The sequence below is a fragment of the Epilithonimonas sp. genome (assembly GCF_032054305.1).
In the GTDB taxonomy this organism is placed as follows: domain Bacteria; phylum Bacteroidota; class Bacteroidia; order Flavobacteriales; family Weeksellaceae; genus Epilithonimonas.
The window spans coordinates 150,050-163,130 of record NZ_DAMBSX010000008.1 but is presented as its reverse complement, the minus strand read 5'-3'; the positions used below and the strand labels follow the sequence as shown (position 1 = coordinate 163,130).

Genomic DNA, 13,081 nt, shown 5'->3' with positions numbered 1-13,081 from the left:
CTGATCATTTTTATTAACTATTACTTTTTGATGATTTTTTTGCTGACAATATTGTTGTCAGAAGTTACGATTCTAAGAATATAAACACCATTTGGTAATTTAGAAACATTCATTTCGTTGGTCTTCGTTTCCAATAGTTTTTTTCCTTCCATATTGTAAAGAACAACAGATTTCAAATTTTTATCATCTATGTGAAGAACATCAACAACAGGATTCGGATAAACCAGGACTTTTGCCTTGTCTCCGGAAACTTCTCCGGTTGCTAAAACATCAAGGTTCAAGCTATAACCTAGCAATCCCAAGTCGGCAGATGCGATATAGATGTAAGCATTTTTGTCTGAGAAATCTATCGCTACAGAACTGGTTTCTGAGTACAAAAGGTCTTTTCTGTCGACACCTTCCCAATTGGCGCCATTATCCACAGAATAATAAACATTGAATTGAGTATATTGAGAAGAATAAGTTGTCGCAATCAGAACACCGGAATTGACATCAGAATAAGCCACTTTGTTGGCTACAAATTCTCCAGTAAGTGTCCAAGTTGCGCCTTTGTCATTCGAAACATAAACACCGCTCGATGTTCCAAGAGCTAATTGATCAGCATTTTTTGGATTCTGAACAATATCGAAAACAGCTGCTTCAAAAGGGAAAGAATTGTCTAAAGATACTGGCGTCCAATCTGTTCCGCCATTGTTTGTTTTATAAATTTCTGAACCAATAAGAATAAAAAATTCTTCAGAGATATTATTTGGATGCAAAATTTTGTAAACACTTGCTTGCGCAGGCAATGCAATATTAGTTGTCACAATATTATTTTGGTCGTTGAAATTGATTTTATCCAATTCGCCTTGTCCCCAATTATCGAAAGTGGCAAAGATCTGATTAGTCACCTGAGGGTCAGGAATAATATTGGTCAAACCACTCGTAAACGTTTCGAAAATAGTATCAGACGTCGCTCCGAAATCATCACTTACGGATAATGTTGACCCCATAAATCCGCCTTGGAAAGTATAGATTCTTCCTTCTTTCTTAGAGTCAGAAATATATGCTGGTCCACCATTGACGCTAAAAATATTAAGCGGTTGGATGTTATAGGCATTTTCTGCATTATCCGCCAAATTTCTATGAACAAAACCATTCTGAACACTGTAAAACAAATGTTTAGCGGTTGAACTTTCAAACAAATTCACTCTTCCTGTTGAGCTGAAAAAAGGTGTTTGTAATTGCGTTAAAGTTGCACCGTTATCTGTGGAAAACAAAGGTTTGTAATTCGCTGTAATAAACAATTCTCCAGCTTTGAAAGGATTAAAAGTCGCCTTAATTCCGTAATAATAACTGTCCAGATTGTCGTAAGGATATTCAACACTTTGCCAAGTTGCACCGCCATCTTTTGTAGAAACAATCTCGTCTTCTTCCAAAACAATCACGTGATTATTGTCCAACGGATTGAATCTGATATCGATAATGTCATTCAGGATTCCATTGGTTCCCCAAGTGATATTTTTATTTTCCCAAGTTTCTCCGCCGTCGGATGAATGATGAAGGTTCTCTGGTGCCATTCCAAAACTAATTCCCGTTCCAACATAGATATCGTTTGGGTTATTCGGATTGAAAGCCATAGTGCTCAAAACACTTCCAGCCAGTTTTTCTGTGAAAGTATCGCCACCATCAGTAGAAATTAATAAACCACCGTCGCGGTCTGTACTTCCGTTGCCGTTTGCGATGTAGATTTTGTTTTTATCAGTTGGGCTAAATGCTACATAACTTGTAATAATGTTATCGTTATCATCTACGGAATAATAGATTTCTTTCCAATTATTTCCGCCATCATTCGTCGTATAAACTCGGTTTGCTGTTCCAAAACCGAAAGGAAATTGTGAACTCACGATCAGGTTATCTTTGTCATCACCAAAGAAATTATAAGCCGAAACGTAAGCACCTTCGGAATAATTCGGCATCGAAAAGGTTTTCGTAATCGTTTTGGTGGCAATATCAAAAATATGAACTTCACCAATCCCGTTCTTCAAAGTAGAAAATGTTAGGAATGAGCCATTTTTGCTGATGTTCAGTTTGGTAATATTCCCGATTTCTGTTGGAACCGAATAAAATACTTCCCAGAAAACGCCATTATTCTTGGAAACCAAAATGTGATTGGTAATTGTTGTGGCGTAAACAGTATTTTGTTCTGTTGTACTGTATGTAACTTCGAAGATTCTTCCGAATTCGTTCTTGCCCAACACCTCAACTTGAGCATTCATTTTATTGGTAAAAAGAGCGAATAGTAATCCCGCAAAAAAAGTAATTTTCTTCATATATCTAATTTTAAAACCAAATGTTGTGATAAAAATTAGCAATACAAAAAAAACATGCGGAAATAGTAGGACGCAGTTTCAGAAATAAAGTGACATTTTCTCTAAATACTTGTAATATAATTATATAGGTCTAAGTTTTCATCATGTCCCATTTTCTTTTCGATACGTTCTTTCCTCTTGCGACAAGCCTCGGGAGTGATGTTAAAGATGGTAGAAATCTCTTTCATCGACAGATTCATATATACATAAGAAAGGAATCGAATATCGTTTGAGTTAAGGTCTGGATGAAGTTGTTTTAACTTAGACAAAAAACCTTGATTCACTTCTTCAAAATGGACGAGAAAACTCTCTTCTTCGTGCGTTTGTTTTTGAATGATTTTGAATTGTTTGATGATATTACTAATGTCCACATTCTGCAAATCATCAGATTCACGGGAAAGCGTTCTGATGAGGTCGTCTATCAATTCAATTTTTGTGGAAAGTTGTAAAGCTTTGGTCGTGAGTTTTCTGTTCTTGGCCTCGATTTCATTTTTGAATTTTTCTTGTTCCAAAAGTGCCAGAACTTCTTTTTCTTTTAACTGATTTTCAAGAATTTCCTTATTCTTTTTCTCTTTTTCAAGTTCCAGTTTGGCGATTTCCGCATTACTTTGTTCGATGATTTTCTGCTGTTTATTTTTGACAATGCTGTTTCGCAAAGCCCAGAAAATAATCAGAACAATGAAAATAGCGAGCAGAATTCCCTTGATGAAAAAAGACCGCTGAGTTGTCAATTTTCCTTGACTTTCCGCCAAATCTTTCTGAGAATTCTGAAGTTCGAATTTGATTTTACTATTCTCGAAAAGTTGTCCATTTTTTATTCTGTTCACCGAATCTTTCACCGCCATTATCGAATCTTTGTAAGACACAGCGCGGTCGATATTATTTGCTTTCTGGTAAAGTTTACTGAATCTCTCGAAAAGATTTTCCTTAAAATCGAAGTTGAGATTGTTTTTCTCGGCCAGTTGCAAAAATTGAAACGCTTTCTGAAGGTCATTTCTTTGCTCGGCTATCGTCGAAAGGTTATAGTAAACCTGCGTTCTATACTCGGCATATTCCACACCAGTCAGTTTCGGAAGTAGCTCTTTGGCTATTTTTTCAGCTGCATCATATTGTTTTAGATTCACCAACGTTTCCATATACGTGGATTTTGCCAATATATAATAAGGTGAATCAGCTGTGAGTTTCAGCGCTTCATCGATATATTTCTTGGCAGTTTTGTAATCGCCTTTTTCATTATAGACAATTGTGAGATTAATGGCGTATAAACCTTTGGAAGTGTTGTTGTTAACCTTTCCAGCCAATTCATAAGCTTTGGAAAAATAATCTTTGGCTTTATCAATTTTATTGTCACGGGAATAGAGAATCGCAATGTTGTTCAGAACTGTCATTTCCGATTTTTCATCCAAATGGGCTACTGCAATTTTGTAAGCATCCAAATAATTATTCAGCGCTTCGCCGTAATCCAGCATCATATAGTAATTGGCGCCAATGTTATTAACGGCTAGAAATTCCTCACGGTAAAATTTGTTGTCCTGAGCGATTTTTTTCGTTTTGAAAAGGATTTGAAGTGACTTTGCAAAATCCTTTTTATTCATCGCTTCCACACCTTCAATAATCATTTTTTCGCAATCTTTTGGTGTGATTGCAAATGCTTGAAAAGGCAGAAACAGAAAGAAAAATATATAAATTAAACTTTTATAAAAAGTATGTGGAATCATTTAAAATTTCGGATAAAATCTAAGTAAAGATATAAAGATTTTGGATTATTTTTCCTGAATTCTGAAATGTTATTGAAACCACAAAAGTCACAAAAGATTTTCCGCGAATTCCTTTTGTGACTTTTGTGGTAAAAATTTTTTAGAATTGCTTGAGTCTTTAAAGTACAATCAATTTTAAATTTACTTGTGCCTTTGCGTTTAACTCGTTATTAAATGATTTTTTTAATCAATTATCCTCGCAAAAACGTAAATTTGTAAAACTTTACTCCGATGTACAAAAGCCTAATTCGTCCACTTCTTTTCAAATTCGACCCCGAAGAAGTTCATTATTTTACCTTTTCTATTCTGAAGAATTTCGGATTTCTTGCCAAATTATTTTTACCAAAACCAATCGAAGATAAACGTCTCGAGCGTGAAGTTTTTGGATTGAAATTCAAAAATCCGGTTGGATTGGCCGCGGGTTTCGATAAAGACGCCAAACTCTTCAATGAGTTGTCTGACCTCGGATTCGGGTTCATAGAAATTGGAACTTTGACACCGAAACCTCAGCCAGGAAATGATAAAAAACGATTATTCAGACTGAAAGAGGATTCTGCCATTATCAACCGAATGGGTTTTAATAATGGTGGTGTTGATGAAGCGATTGAACGTCTGAAGAAAAATAAAAACGTTCTGATTGGCGGAAACATCGGAAAGAATAAAGTGACCCCAAACGAAGAAGCTGTCAATGATTACAAAATCTGTTTCGAGAAATTATTTCCTTACGTTGATTATTTTGTGGTCAATGTCAGTTCGCCAAACACGCCAAATCTCCGCGAACTTCAGGATAAAAAACCTTTGACAGAATTATTATCAACGCTTCAAAACTTAAATCTCGAAAAGCCAAAACCGAAACCAATTCTTCTGAAAATTGCACCAGATTTGACTGATTCTCAGCTTTTGGATATTATTGGTATCATTAATGAAACAAAAATAGCAGGCGTTATTGCAACCAACACGACTTTGTCAAGAGAAAATTTAACGTCAGAAAATAAATCCGAAACTGGCGGACTTTCCGGAAAACCTTTGACGAAACGTTCGACAGAAGTTATCCGATTTTTGTCTGAAGAAAGCGGGAAATCGTTCTCAATAATCGGCGTTGGCGGGATTCATACGGCACAAGATGCGTTGGAAAAACTGGAAGCTGGCGCGAGTCTCGTTCAGCTTTACACAGGATTCATTTACGAAGGTCCGGAATTGATTAGTGAAATCAACAAAGCTATTCTTCGTCAGAAGAAAAATTAAAATCAACACTTAAGTTTTTAAGAATTAACCACAAAAGTCACGAAAGAACACCTAAGTATTCAAAATCGAAGATTTTTTTTAACTCAAGTGAACTTTATCCTTATTATGATGATACTTAAGTGACTAAGGTGTTATACAAATGTCGACATATGGAATTAATTACACTGAAGATTTTCAATACAGAAATCGAAGCGGAAATGTTAAGAATTTTCTTAGAAACAAATGAAATTGAAGCATTTGTTTTCGGAAATGTTTTAGCAAATACTTACAATTTATTCAATAATACAAGCGGTGGTGTTCAGCTGAAAGTCTCAGAAAATGATTTCGAAAAAGCGAATGAATTGATGACTGAATTTTATAAAAAAGACAATTTATAAATTAATTTTTAATACTTCAGCTAATCTATCAATACTTTCCTTATCAGTCAGAACAAAAACAACCCCATTAATAGAATTATCTTTATTTTCTTTGCTCTCTTGATTGATTTGAATACTGCTTTTTGAATCCGAAAACAATTCTTTAATTTCTACATCAAAAATTTTTGCAAGTTTGGGAATATATTCAGATTTCACATCATTTTCTTCGTTTTCCCACTTAATATAAGTACGACGGTCTATTTCCAAGATATCTGCAATGTCTTGCTGAGACTTTTTAGATTTTATTCTAAGTCTTCTTAAGTTATTTCCAACTATCATCAGTTATGTTTTAAAACAAAGTTAAGGTTTTTGTGTAAAAATATACACCGATTTTGTGAATTTTTTTGTGAATATTATCAATGAAAACTTTGATAAGTTTGTAATTATTAATATTAAAATTTTATATGAAATTATTACTTTTATCACGTTGTTTTCACTTTTGGCAATTCAATCTTGTCGTTCATCATCGGATGAAAAAATGGACAATTATCGTGAAGAATTGCAATTAAAGACTGAACCAGCGCAAAAAGAAGCTTTTAGAAATCTTAGTACAGAAAATAAAGTAAGAATTTGGCAAAGTAAACTGAATCAAATTTTGAAACAGGACATAAGTGATAATCAGAGAGGATTAATTATTATTTTAAAAAACGAAATTGGAAATGCAACTTCACCGAATTATGATGGAGTAAAACTAATGAACTAAATAAATTACCTCCTTGTAATTGTCGCTGGACTTGTGGAATGTCTTATGGTCACACTGACTCTTGTACTCCCACAGAAGATGGTTGCGGATTTTTCGGATATCAATCTTGCACAGGCACTACTCTTTAAAATAAGATATTACGAAATCGCCATTAACAAATTTGCAAACAAACAAAGATTTGGTGATTCCAGATGACCTTTAAAAAAAACAACTATCTAAATATGAAAATTAAAATTTTAAAAATTCTATTAACCACAATTACTTATAATATCATTTATGTAATGTTTGGTTATAGAGATAATATTCAAGACACATTGATGCCTACATTTATGGTACTTTTTGTAGTAATCAATATTTTTATGATGGATAAAAACAAAGGATTCATTGAAAATTTTTTAACACTCTCTGGAGTTTTGTGTTTAGGTTTTATCATTGGATTTTTTCTAAAAGATTCTTATAAACCTGTTATTTTCCAATATTTAGGACTTATTTTTATAAGTAGTTGCCTAGGATATTATTTAAAAAAGAATTATAACTTAATTAATTCTCAAGAATAAGAAAAAATCAATAAAACAAAACCTCGTCAATCTGACGAGGTTTTGTTTTATTGATTTTTAAAAACTTAAAACTTAAAATCCACGCCAACATAGAAATTCTGTTTCATAATCGGAGCATAAACCATTCCGCCGTCAAAATAATTTCCAAACGGATTAGCTGCATCAAGAATTGCCACTTTTTGCTGATAACCGGTCAAATTTTCTCCACCCAAATAAACTCTGATTTTCTCAGAAAAGTTTCTGGAAATCTGAGCATTCAATGTAGAATAACTTGGCGAATAATCTCCAATCTGGAATTCTGCCGGATTTGATTTGGTGTTTGGAAGTCTTTGTTTTCCGACTAAATTTAAAGTTGTGTCAAAGCTCCAAAATCTACCTTTCTCCGTTTTATTGGTTGAATAAGCCAAGTTTGCAAATCCACGATGTTTTGCCATAAAAGGCACTTTTTTCAATCCACTTAAGTAATTCAAAGCCACATCATAATATTTGTAAGCCACTCGGAATTCCAAATTTTTCACAGGCTGGAAATCCCATTGCGTCTGGAAACTATTTGCAAAAGATTTTCCTTCAAGATTATAGAATAAAATTTTCTGTGCAGATTCATCCAAATCTGTCACAACCTGATTCTGGAAATCGGTTCTGAAAAAATCTGCCAAAATGATTGATTTTCTTCCAAACAATTTGAATTCCTGCTGAAGACTCACACCATAATTCCAAGCGATTTCCGGCTTCAAACCATAGATTTCGCCACCATTATCGATGATTTGGATTTGACGATTGGATGCAAAATAAGACTGACTTTCTGCAAAGATATTCGCAGTTCGGAAACCTCTTCCGGCTGAAATTCTGAAAATTGTTTTCGGAGTCAAATCATATTTGAAATTCATTCTCGGCGTAAACTGTGTTCCTGCAAGATTATGAAAATCAACACGAGCACCTGTTACCAAAGTGTATTTTTCGCCTGTCAAAGTATATTCTGCAAACAATCCCGGAACTGTTTCGGTTCTTTTGTAATTGTCCAAAAGATAATCTTCATCGTATTTGTCATAAAGGAAACTCGCTCCAACTTTATATTTGTTGTTTGTATTTCCGATGATACTTTCGAAAATCAAATTAGAATAATAAGAGGTTTCTTTCCCAAAATAATTTCTCAATCCAAAAAAGCTATCTTGCTGATGATAAGTCAATTGATTCATCCAGCCGAGACTTTGATAAGGTTTCCCTTTGAAAACATAACCTGTTTTGTTCCATAACTGAAATCTTGAGATATCAATTCCAACCCCATAAAGCGATTGGTCTTTCTGCGGAATCCTTTTATTGAATCCGATTTGCCCTGCTGTTCTTTCGTCTTTCAGATAATTAATCCCAAAATGCGAAGCAAAACCTGAGCTCTCCAAATCATTGTAATTCAGCAAATAAGCTACATTGAGCTGACTTCCTTTGGGTCTGTCAAGAAAACCGTCATCATTCATATCCGTATCGCCAAAAGTGCCGTTGCCGTGGAGCAAAACACTTTGATTCCACTTGTCGGAAATTGGAGAGGTACTTGTCACATTAGCTTCAACACGACCGTTGTTATCAGAAAACAAATTGATTTCCGTTTCCGATTTTTTATCATCGTCGTGGGACTTCAAAAGTTCAGTATTAATTTGTCCCGTGATACTTTCGTAACCGTTAACAACCGTACTTCCGCCTTTTGTCAATTGGATTCCGCCAATCCATTTTCCTGGAATGAAATTCAATCCATAAGGTGAAGCTAATCCACGGATTTCAGGCAATTGTTCCTTAGTCAAAAGTGTATATTTCTGGTCAAGTCCAAGCATTTTCAGCTGCTTAGTTCCAGTCACAGCATTGCTGAATGAAACATCAACAGTCGCATTGGTTTCAAAACTTTCGGAAAGATTACAACACGCCGCTTTCAGCAATTCTTTGGAACTAATTTTAAAAATCAATCCTGCTTCTTTTTTACTGATAGCCGTTGCTTCTTTTTCTCTCGTCAGCTTTACGCCTTCAATCTGATTGGTTTTTTTATCAGAATCTGAGTGATGTTCAAGCGTGTCATTTGGTTTTTCAAAATCAGAACCTCTTGTGTATAAACAACAAGGAGGTAGATTTTTGTAAGCATCTTCAGGCGCTTTGAATTTCTCGTTATCGTGACCAACTTCAGCAATTTGTTTCAGGATATCATCACATTTCACTTTCGATTCGTCAAGCGTCATCGTCAAAGTCTGATTTTCTGCGGTCCAGTTGGCAGTTTGTGCGCCTGCTTTCAAGGCTGCTTTTTCTATTCTGGCTTTGCATTGTCCGCAATTTCCTTTAACCAAAAACTGTTCTGTTACGGTTTGTGCAAAAGAGAATACGGAACAAACGAGCAGCACAGAAAACATAAGTTTTCTACTTAAATAATTCATCGTCAAAAAATTTAATTAATTACTTAAGCTCGCAGACTTGTTTTGTATTAGCGTTTTTTGCCAATTTTTTACTGTTGTCAGGACGGTCGTATTGACAGCAAGCATCTAAATCATCATAAACTTTGTCAGAAGCACGGAACATTTCGTTGTCGTGACCAACTTCTGCAACACTTTTCAGGATAGATTTTTTGTCAGTTTTAGACGCGTCATAACTTACAGTCAAGACTTTTTTGTTCATACTCCAAACCGCTGACTTTACGTTTTTGTCAGATTTAGCAGCAGTTTCGATGCGTTCTTTGCACATTCCGCAATTGCCTTCTACTTTGGCTTTAAAGGTTTTGGTTTGAGCAGAAAAATTGGAGAATAGAAATATAGAAAGGAATAGGATTCCTGATTTTATGATTGTATTCATTTTGATTAATTTTAATTGTTTGAATTAAGATTTTATAAAAATCTTGAAGTTTTACATTCTCGCAGATTTTACGGATTAGCAGATTAATTTTCAGAAAAAATCTGCAAGATTTGCTTAATCAGCGAGAGATTACTAATTAAAATTAACCAAGTTTAGGCGGCTGCCAAATATTGAAAGTTCGCGCAAGAGGCGATTGTGAATAGTAAGAAAATTGATTGTTGATTGTGAAAATCGGTGTTTTCAATTTGTTGTCGAAGTTATTCAAAACAACCGAAAAAACGAATCCAGAACTGCAGGTTTTGCAAGTCGTGCAATTGTCTTTGCAGTCTTTTTCTTTTTTGGAATCATGATGACAGGAATCTGTTTTTTTCTCTTCTTTTTTGCAACAATCAGAATTTGATTTCTGAGCTTCACAACAAGAACTCTGAGCAACTTGAACATTAAAATTCTGCTTCGGAAATACAAAAATTCCCAAACAGAAAATCATTAATATCAATTGAAACTTTCTCAACATCGTTTTGCAAAATTATGAAATAAAAATAACATACAATTTGTCATTCCGTAGGAATCTCAACGGCTAGATTCCTACGGAATGACAAAATTATGGTTTGATAGTCATTTTTCTTCTTCTCAAAAAATAAAATACCAAACCTCCAATCAAAACAATCGGCCAAATAGAAATCAGAAAAACAAATATTTGCTGAATCAAATAGAATCCTTCCACAAAAGCATTTTTCACATCATAGAAGAAACTGTATTTGTACTCGTTGTCAATATTTTTGGTGTTTATGATAGGGATTTTTGCTACACTCATTTTCGGTTCTTTTATGAAAATATCAACGGTTGAGAATTTTAAATTATCGGCAAGAATTTCGTCAGAATATTTCTGCATATTCGCTTCCGACATATTGTTGTCATCAAGATTCACTTTGTCTTTTCCGGCTTTCAATTGAGAAATATTGGATTGAGTTTTAGCCTGTCTTTCAGATTCCATTTTTGCCAATCGGATACCGGCAGAAACATCTTCCGCAGAAATAATTCTGGAATTGAGGAACACTTTTTTGTCATTAATAAAATCCAAAAATTCTCCTAATTTCTGAGTCGGAACTCTAACCTGCATTCTGTTTTGATTCTGGAATTTTCTAATCAACATCGCCGATTCATCCGACGTATTGTAAGTATCTTCCGACAAAGTTTGGGCTTCCATTCTACTTTTGGTAACAAATCCGCCAATTGTCTGCAACTGTTTCTCAATCGAGATTGTCGCGTCATAAACATCCTTCACTTCCATATCCACTTCCGCCGTTCTCACAAATTGTCGGTCTTTCACATTTTGTGTCGCAGCCATAGAAATGCTGTCGGAAACTGATGCGCTGTCAACAGCATAATCTGAAGAAGCGTACGCAGATTCTACCCCTTCTCCTTTTTTACATCCGATTAAAAGTAAAGCGAGTAAACTGATTGATAAGAATTTAGTTTTCATGATGTTTTTTTTAAGATATTAATTATTGATATTAATTTGGGCAGCTTAATCCGCCTTCCGCTCCCAATCTTTTTTGCAGACGATTTCAGTTTAAATAGAACTTGAAGGTTGGCAAAAAAGGATTTCCGCTCAAGTCGGGCTGCAATCGTATGACGTTCCAAAAAACTGGTTAAAATATCTTTTGTTTCTGTCTGACTCAAAATTGATAATTAAGATGAAAGCTATTTTGCAAATCAATCCGAAACTCTTTGTAAACAAAATTGAAGTTTTAACTAATTGATTTTTAATTTTTTGTAAAATTAATTTTCAAAAAAAAAGTAGATGATTAGCTATTTGTAAAAGCGTTTTAGGAATATTAATTGCATTCTACAAGAAAACAGAATCTATGAATAGCACTATTTCCAAAATCAAAGGAATTTTCAATCTCCTGAAACATATCGATATAGACCAAATCGCAAAAATTTCTGAAAAAGTTGACCTTCCAAAACTGATGAATCAGTTCTCAAAATTGGACGAAAATCAAATCAAAGGTTTGACGAAAATGCTGGATTCTTCCGCAAAGAAAAGAGAATTGCCGCCCATCAACGGCGATTTTTATGAGCTGCATTTGAAACTGACGGATGAGCAGAGAGCAATTCAGCTAAAAGTCCGTGAGTTTATGGAAAAAGAAGCAAAACCTTTGGTCAACGATTATTGGCTTCACGATGATTTCCCACACGAACTCATCCCAAAATTCAAAAAACTGAATCTCTGCGGTGTCACTTACGAAGGTTACGGCTGCCCAAATTTACCATTCCTAATGGAAGGCGTTATTGCAATGGAAATCGCCAGAGTGGATGCGTCATTGGCGACATTTTTCGGAGTTCAGTCCGGATTGTCAATGGGTTCGATTTATATATGCGGTTCCGAAGAACAGAAACAAAAATATTTGCCGGGAATGCAGCAATTCGATTTGATTGGTGCTTTTGGATTGACTGAGCCGGAAGTTGGTTCCGGAGCAGCTGGCGGATTAACGACAACTTGCAAAAAAGTAGAAGGCGGTTGGATTCTGAACGGACAAAAGAAATGGATTGGAAATGCCACTTTTGCTGATGTCATTATCATTTGGGCAAGAGATTTAGATGATAATCAGGTCAAAGGTTTTATTGTTGAAAAAGATACTCCCGGATTTTCTGTCGAAAAAATAAAGGGAAAAATGGCACTCAGAATTGTGCAAAACGGACTCATCACAATGAAAGATTGTTTCGTTGCCGATTCGCAGAAAATGGAACATGCCAACAGTTTCAAAGACACCGCAAAAGTCCTTCAAATCACAAGAGCCGGCGTTGCTTGGATGGCGACAGGCTGTGCAAGAGGTGCTTATGAAAGTGCACTGGATTACACAAGGAAACGTAAACAATTCGGAAAGCCGATTGCAGCTTTTCAGTTAATTCAAGGACATTTAGTAGAAATGTTATCAAATCTTACGGCAATGCAAACTTTAGTTTTTAGATTGTCCGAGATGCAGGATGCCGGTATTTTGAAAGACGAACATGCATCTTTAGCAAAAGTTTTCTGTAGCTTAAGAACTCGTGATGTTGTTGCACAGGCAAGGGAAGTGATGGGCGGAAACGGTATTCTTTTAGAACACGATGTTGCCCGCTTTGTTGCGGATGCAGAAGCCATTTATTCTTATGAAGGAACCAAGGAAATCAACTCTCTTATTGTCGGTCGTTCAATTACCGGAATGAGTGCGTTTGTTTAAAA

General features: G+C 35.0%; 11 protein-coding genes and 1 pseudogene. 6 read left to right on the top strand and 6 right to left on the bottom strand.

All coding sequences use genetic code 11. The features are described from left to right. Window positions 1-20: 20 nt before the first annotated feature. Both RTX21_RS16910 and RTX21_RS16905 read right to left on the bottom strand, forming a co-directional pair. Window positions 21-2,312, bottom strand: a complete 2,292-nt coding sequence (locus tag RTX21_RS16910; RefSeq protein ID WP_312769541.1) for a T9SS type A sorting domain-containing protein — start codon at window positions 2,310-2,312, stop codon at window positions 21-23. A 101-nt stretch (window positions 2,313-2,413) separates the two neighbouring features. Continuing rightward, the gene (locus RTX21_RS16905; protein ID WP_312769540.1) at window positions 2,414-3,970 is read right to left on the bottom strand and encodes a tetratricopeptide repeat protein; all 1,557 of its coding nucleotides are present in this window, start codon (window positions 3,968-3,970) and stop codon (window positions 2,414-2,416) included. 369 nt (window positions 3,971-4,339) lie between these two features. Here RTX21_RS16905 and RTX21_RS16900 point away from each other — a divergent pair, with 369 nt between their 5' ends. Then, window positions 4,340-5,353 (top strand): quinone-dependent dihydroorotate dehydrogenase, encoded by a 1,014-nt coding sequence (locus RTX21_RS16900; protein ID WP_312769539.1) that lies wholly within the window; start codon window positions 4,340-4,342, stop codon window positions 5,351-5,353. A 149-nt stretch (window positions 5,354-5,502) separates the two neighbouring features. Then, entirely contained in the window at window positions 5,503-5,730 is a 228-nt protein-coding gene (locus tag RTX21_RS16895; protein ID WP_312769538.1) for a putative signal transducing protein, read from the top strand. Here the strand turns inward: RTX21_RS16895 and RTX21_RS16890 are convergent. Further along, the gene (locus RTX21_RS16890; protein WP_312769535.1) at window positions 5,725-6,048 is read right to left on the bottom strand and encodes a helix-turn-helix transcriptional regulator; all 324 of its coding nucleotides are present in this window, start codon (window positions 6,046-6,048) and stop codon (window positions 5,725-5,727) included. The two genes, RTX21_RS16895 and RTX21_RS16890, sit on opposite strands and share 6 nt — an antisense overlap. 67 nt (window positions 6,049-6,115) lie before the next feature. On the opposite strand from RTX21_RS16890, the gene RTX21_RS16885 reads away from it, so the two are divergent. From RTX21_RS16885 to RTX21_RS16880, 3 genes and pseudogenes are all read left to right on the top strand, one after another. Then, entirely contained in the window at window positions 6,116-6,472 is a 357-nt protein-coding gene (locus RTX21_RS16885) for a hypothetical protein (protein WP_312769532.1), read from the top strand. Window positions 6,473-6,486: 14 nt separating this feature from the next. Continuing rightward, a pseudogene (locus tag RTX21_RS18035) lies at window positions 6,487-6,600 on the top strand (hypothetical protein); the annotation flags it as partial. 93 nt (window positions 6,601-6,693) lie between these two features. Continuing rightward, on the top strand, window positions 6,694-7,029 hold the full coding sequence (locus RTX21_RS16880; RefSeq protein ID WP_312769530.1) for a hypothetical protein: 336 nt from the start codon (window positions 6,694-6,696) through the stop codon (window positions 7,027-7,029). A 65-nt stretch (window positions 7,030-7,094) separates the two neighbouring features. Here RTX21_RS16880 and RTX21_RS16875 read toward each other — a convergent pair whose 3' ends face one another. The 3 genes from RTX21_RS16875 to RTX21_RS16865 all read right to left on the bottom strand — a co-directional run bounded on the left by RTX21_RS16875 (window position 7,095) and on the right by RTX21_RS16865 (window position 11,335). Further along, window positions 7,095-9,416 carry a TonB-dependent receptor domain-containing protein gene (locus RTX21_RS16875; RefSeq protein WP_312769587.1) on the bottom strand — a complete coding sequence of 774 codons (2,322 nt, stop codon included), beginning with the start codon at window positions 9,414-9,416 and terminating at the stop codon, window positions 7,095-7,097. Between the two features lie 43 nt (window positions 9,417-9,459). Next, window positions 9,460-9,852, bottom strand: a complete 393-nt coding sequence (locus tag RTX21_RS16870) for a heavy-metal-associated domain-containing protein (protein WP_312769527.1) — start codon at window positions 9,850-9,852, stop codon at window positions 9,460-9,462. 601 nt (window positions 9,853-10,453) lie between these two features. After that, window positions 10,454-11,335: a DUF4349 domain-containing protein gene (locus RTX21_RS16865; RefSeq protein WP_312769524.1), complete on the bottom strand. Its 882-nt coding sequence runs from the start codon at window positions 11,333-11,335 to the stop codon at window positions 10,454-10,456. Window positions 11,336-11,720: 385 nt separating this feature from the next. Here RTX21_RS16865 and RTX21_RS16860 point away from each other — a divergent pair, with 385 nt between their 5' ends. Then, complete coding sequence (locus RTX21_RS16860; RefSeq protein WP_312769521.1) at window positions 11,721-13,079, top strand: acyl-CoA dehydrogenase family protein; 1,359 nt, start codon at window positions 11,721-11,723, stop codon at window positions 13,077-13,079. Window positions 13,080-13,081: the final 2 nt, after the last annotated feature.

Coding starts and splice junctions, on each gene's coding strand:
- RTX21_RS16910 (WP_312769541.1), bottom strand. CDS start 2,312: ATGAAGAAAATTACTTTTTTTGCGGGATTACTATTCGCTCTTTTTACC.
- RTX21_RS16905 (WP_312769540.1), bottom strand. CDS start 3,970: ATGATTATTGAAGGTGTGGAAGCGATGAATAAAAAGGATTTTGCAAAG.
- RTX21_RS16900 (WP_312769539.1), top strand. CDS start 4,340: ATGTACAAAAGCCTAATTCGTCCACTTCTTTTCAAATTCGACCCCGAA.
- RTX21_RS16895 (WP_312769538.1), top strand. CDS start 5,503: ATGGAATTAATTACACTGAAGATTTTCAATACAGAAATCGAAGCGGAA.
- RTX21_RS16890 (WP_312769535.1), bottom strand. CDS start 6,048: ATGATAGTTGGAAATAACTTAAGAAGACTTAGAATAAAATCTAAAAAG.
- RTX21_RS16880 (WP_312769530.1), top strand. CDS start 6,694: ATGAAAATTAAAATTTTAAAAATTCTATTAACCACAATTACTTATAAT.
- RTX21_RS16875 (WP_312769587.1), bottom strand. CDS start 9,416: ATGTTTTCTGTGCTGCTCGTTTGTTCCGTATTCTCTTTTGCACAAACC.
- RTX21_RS16870 (WP_312769527.1), bottom strand. CDS start 9,852: ATGAATACAATCATAAAATCAGGAATCCTATTCCTTTCTATATTTCTA.
- RTX21_RS16865 (WP_312769524.1), bottom strand. CDS start 11,335: ATGAAAACTAAATTCTTATCAATCAGTTTACTCGCTTTACTTTTAATC.
- RTX21_RS16860 (WP_312769521.1), top strand. CDS start 11,721: ATGAATAGCACTATTTCCAAAATCAAAGGAATTTTCAATCTCCTGAAA.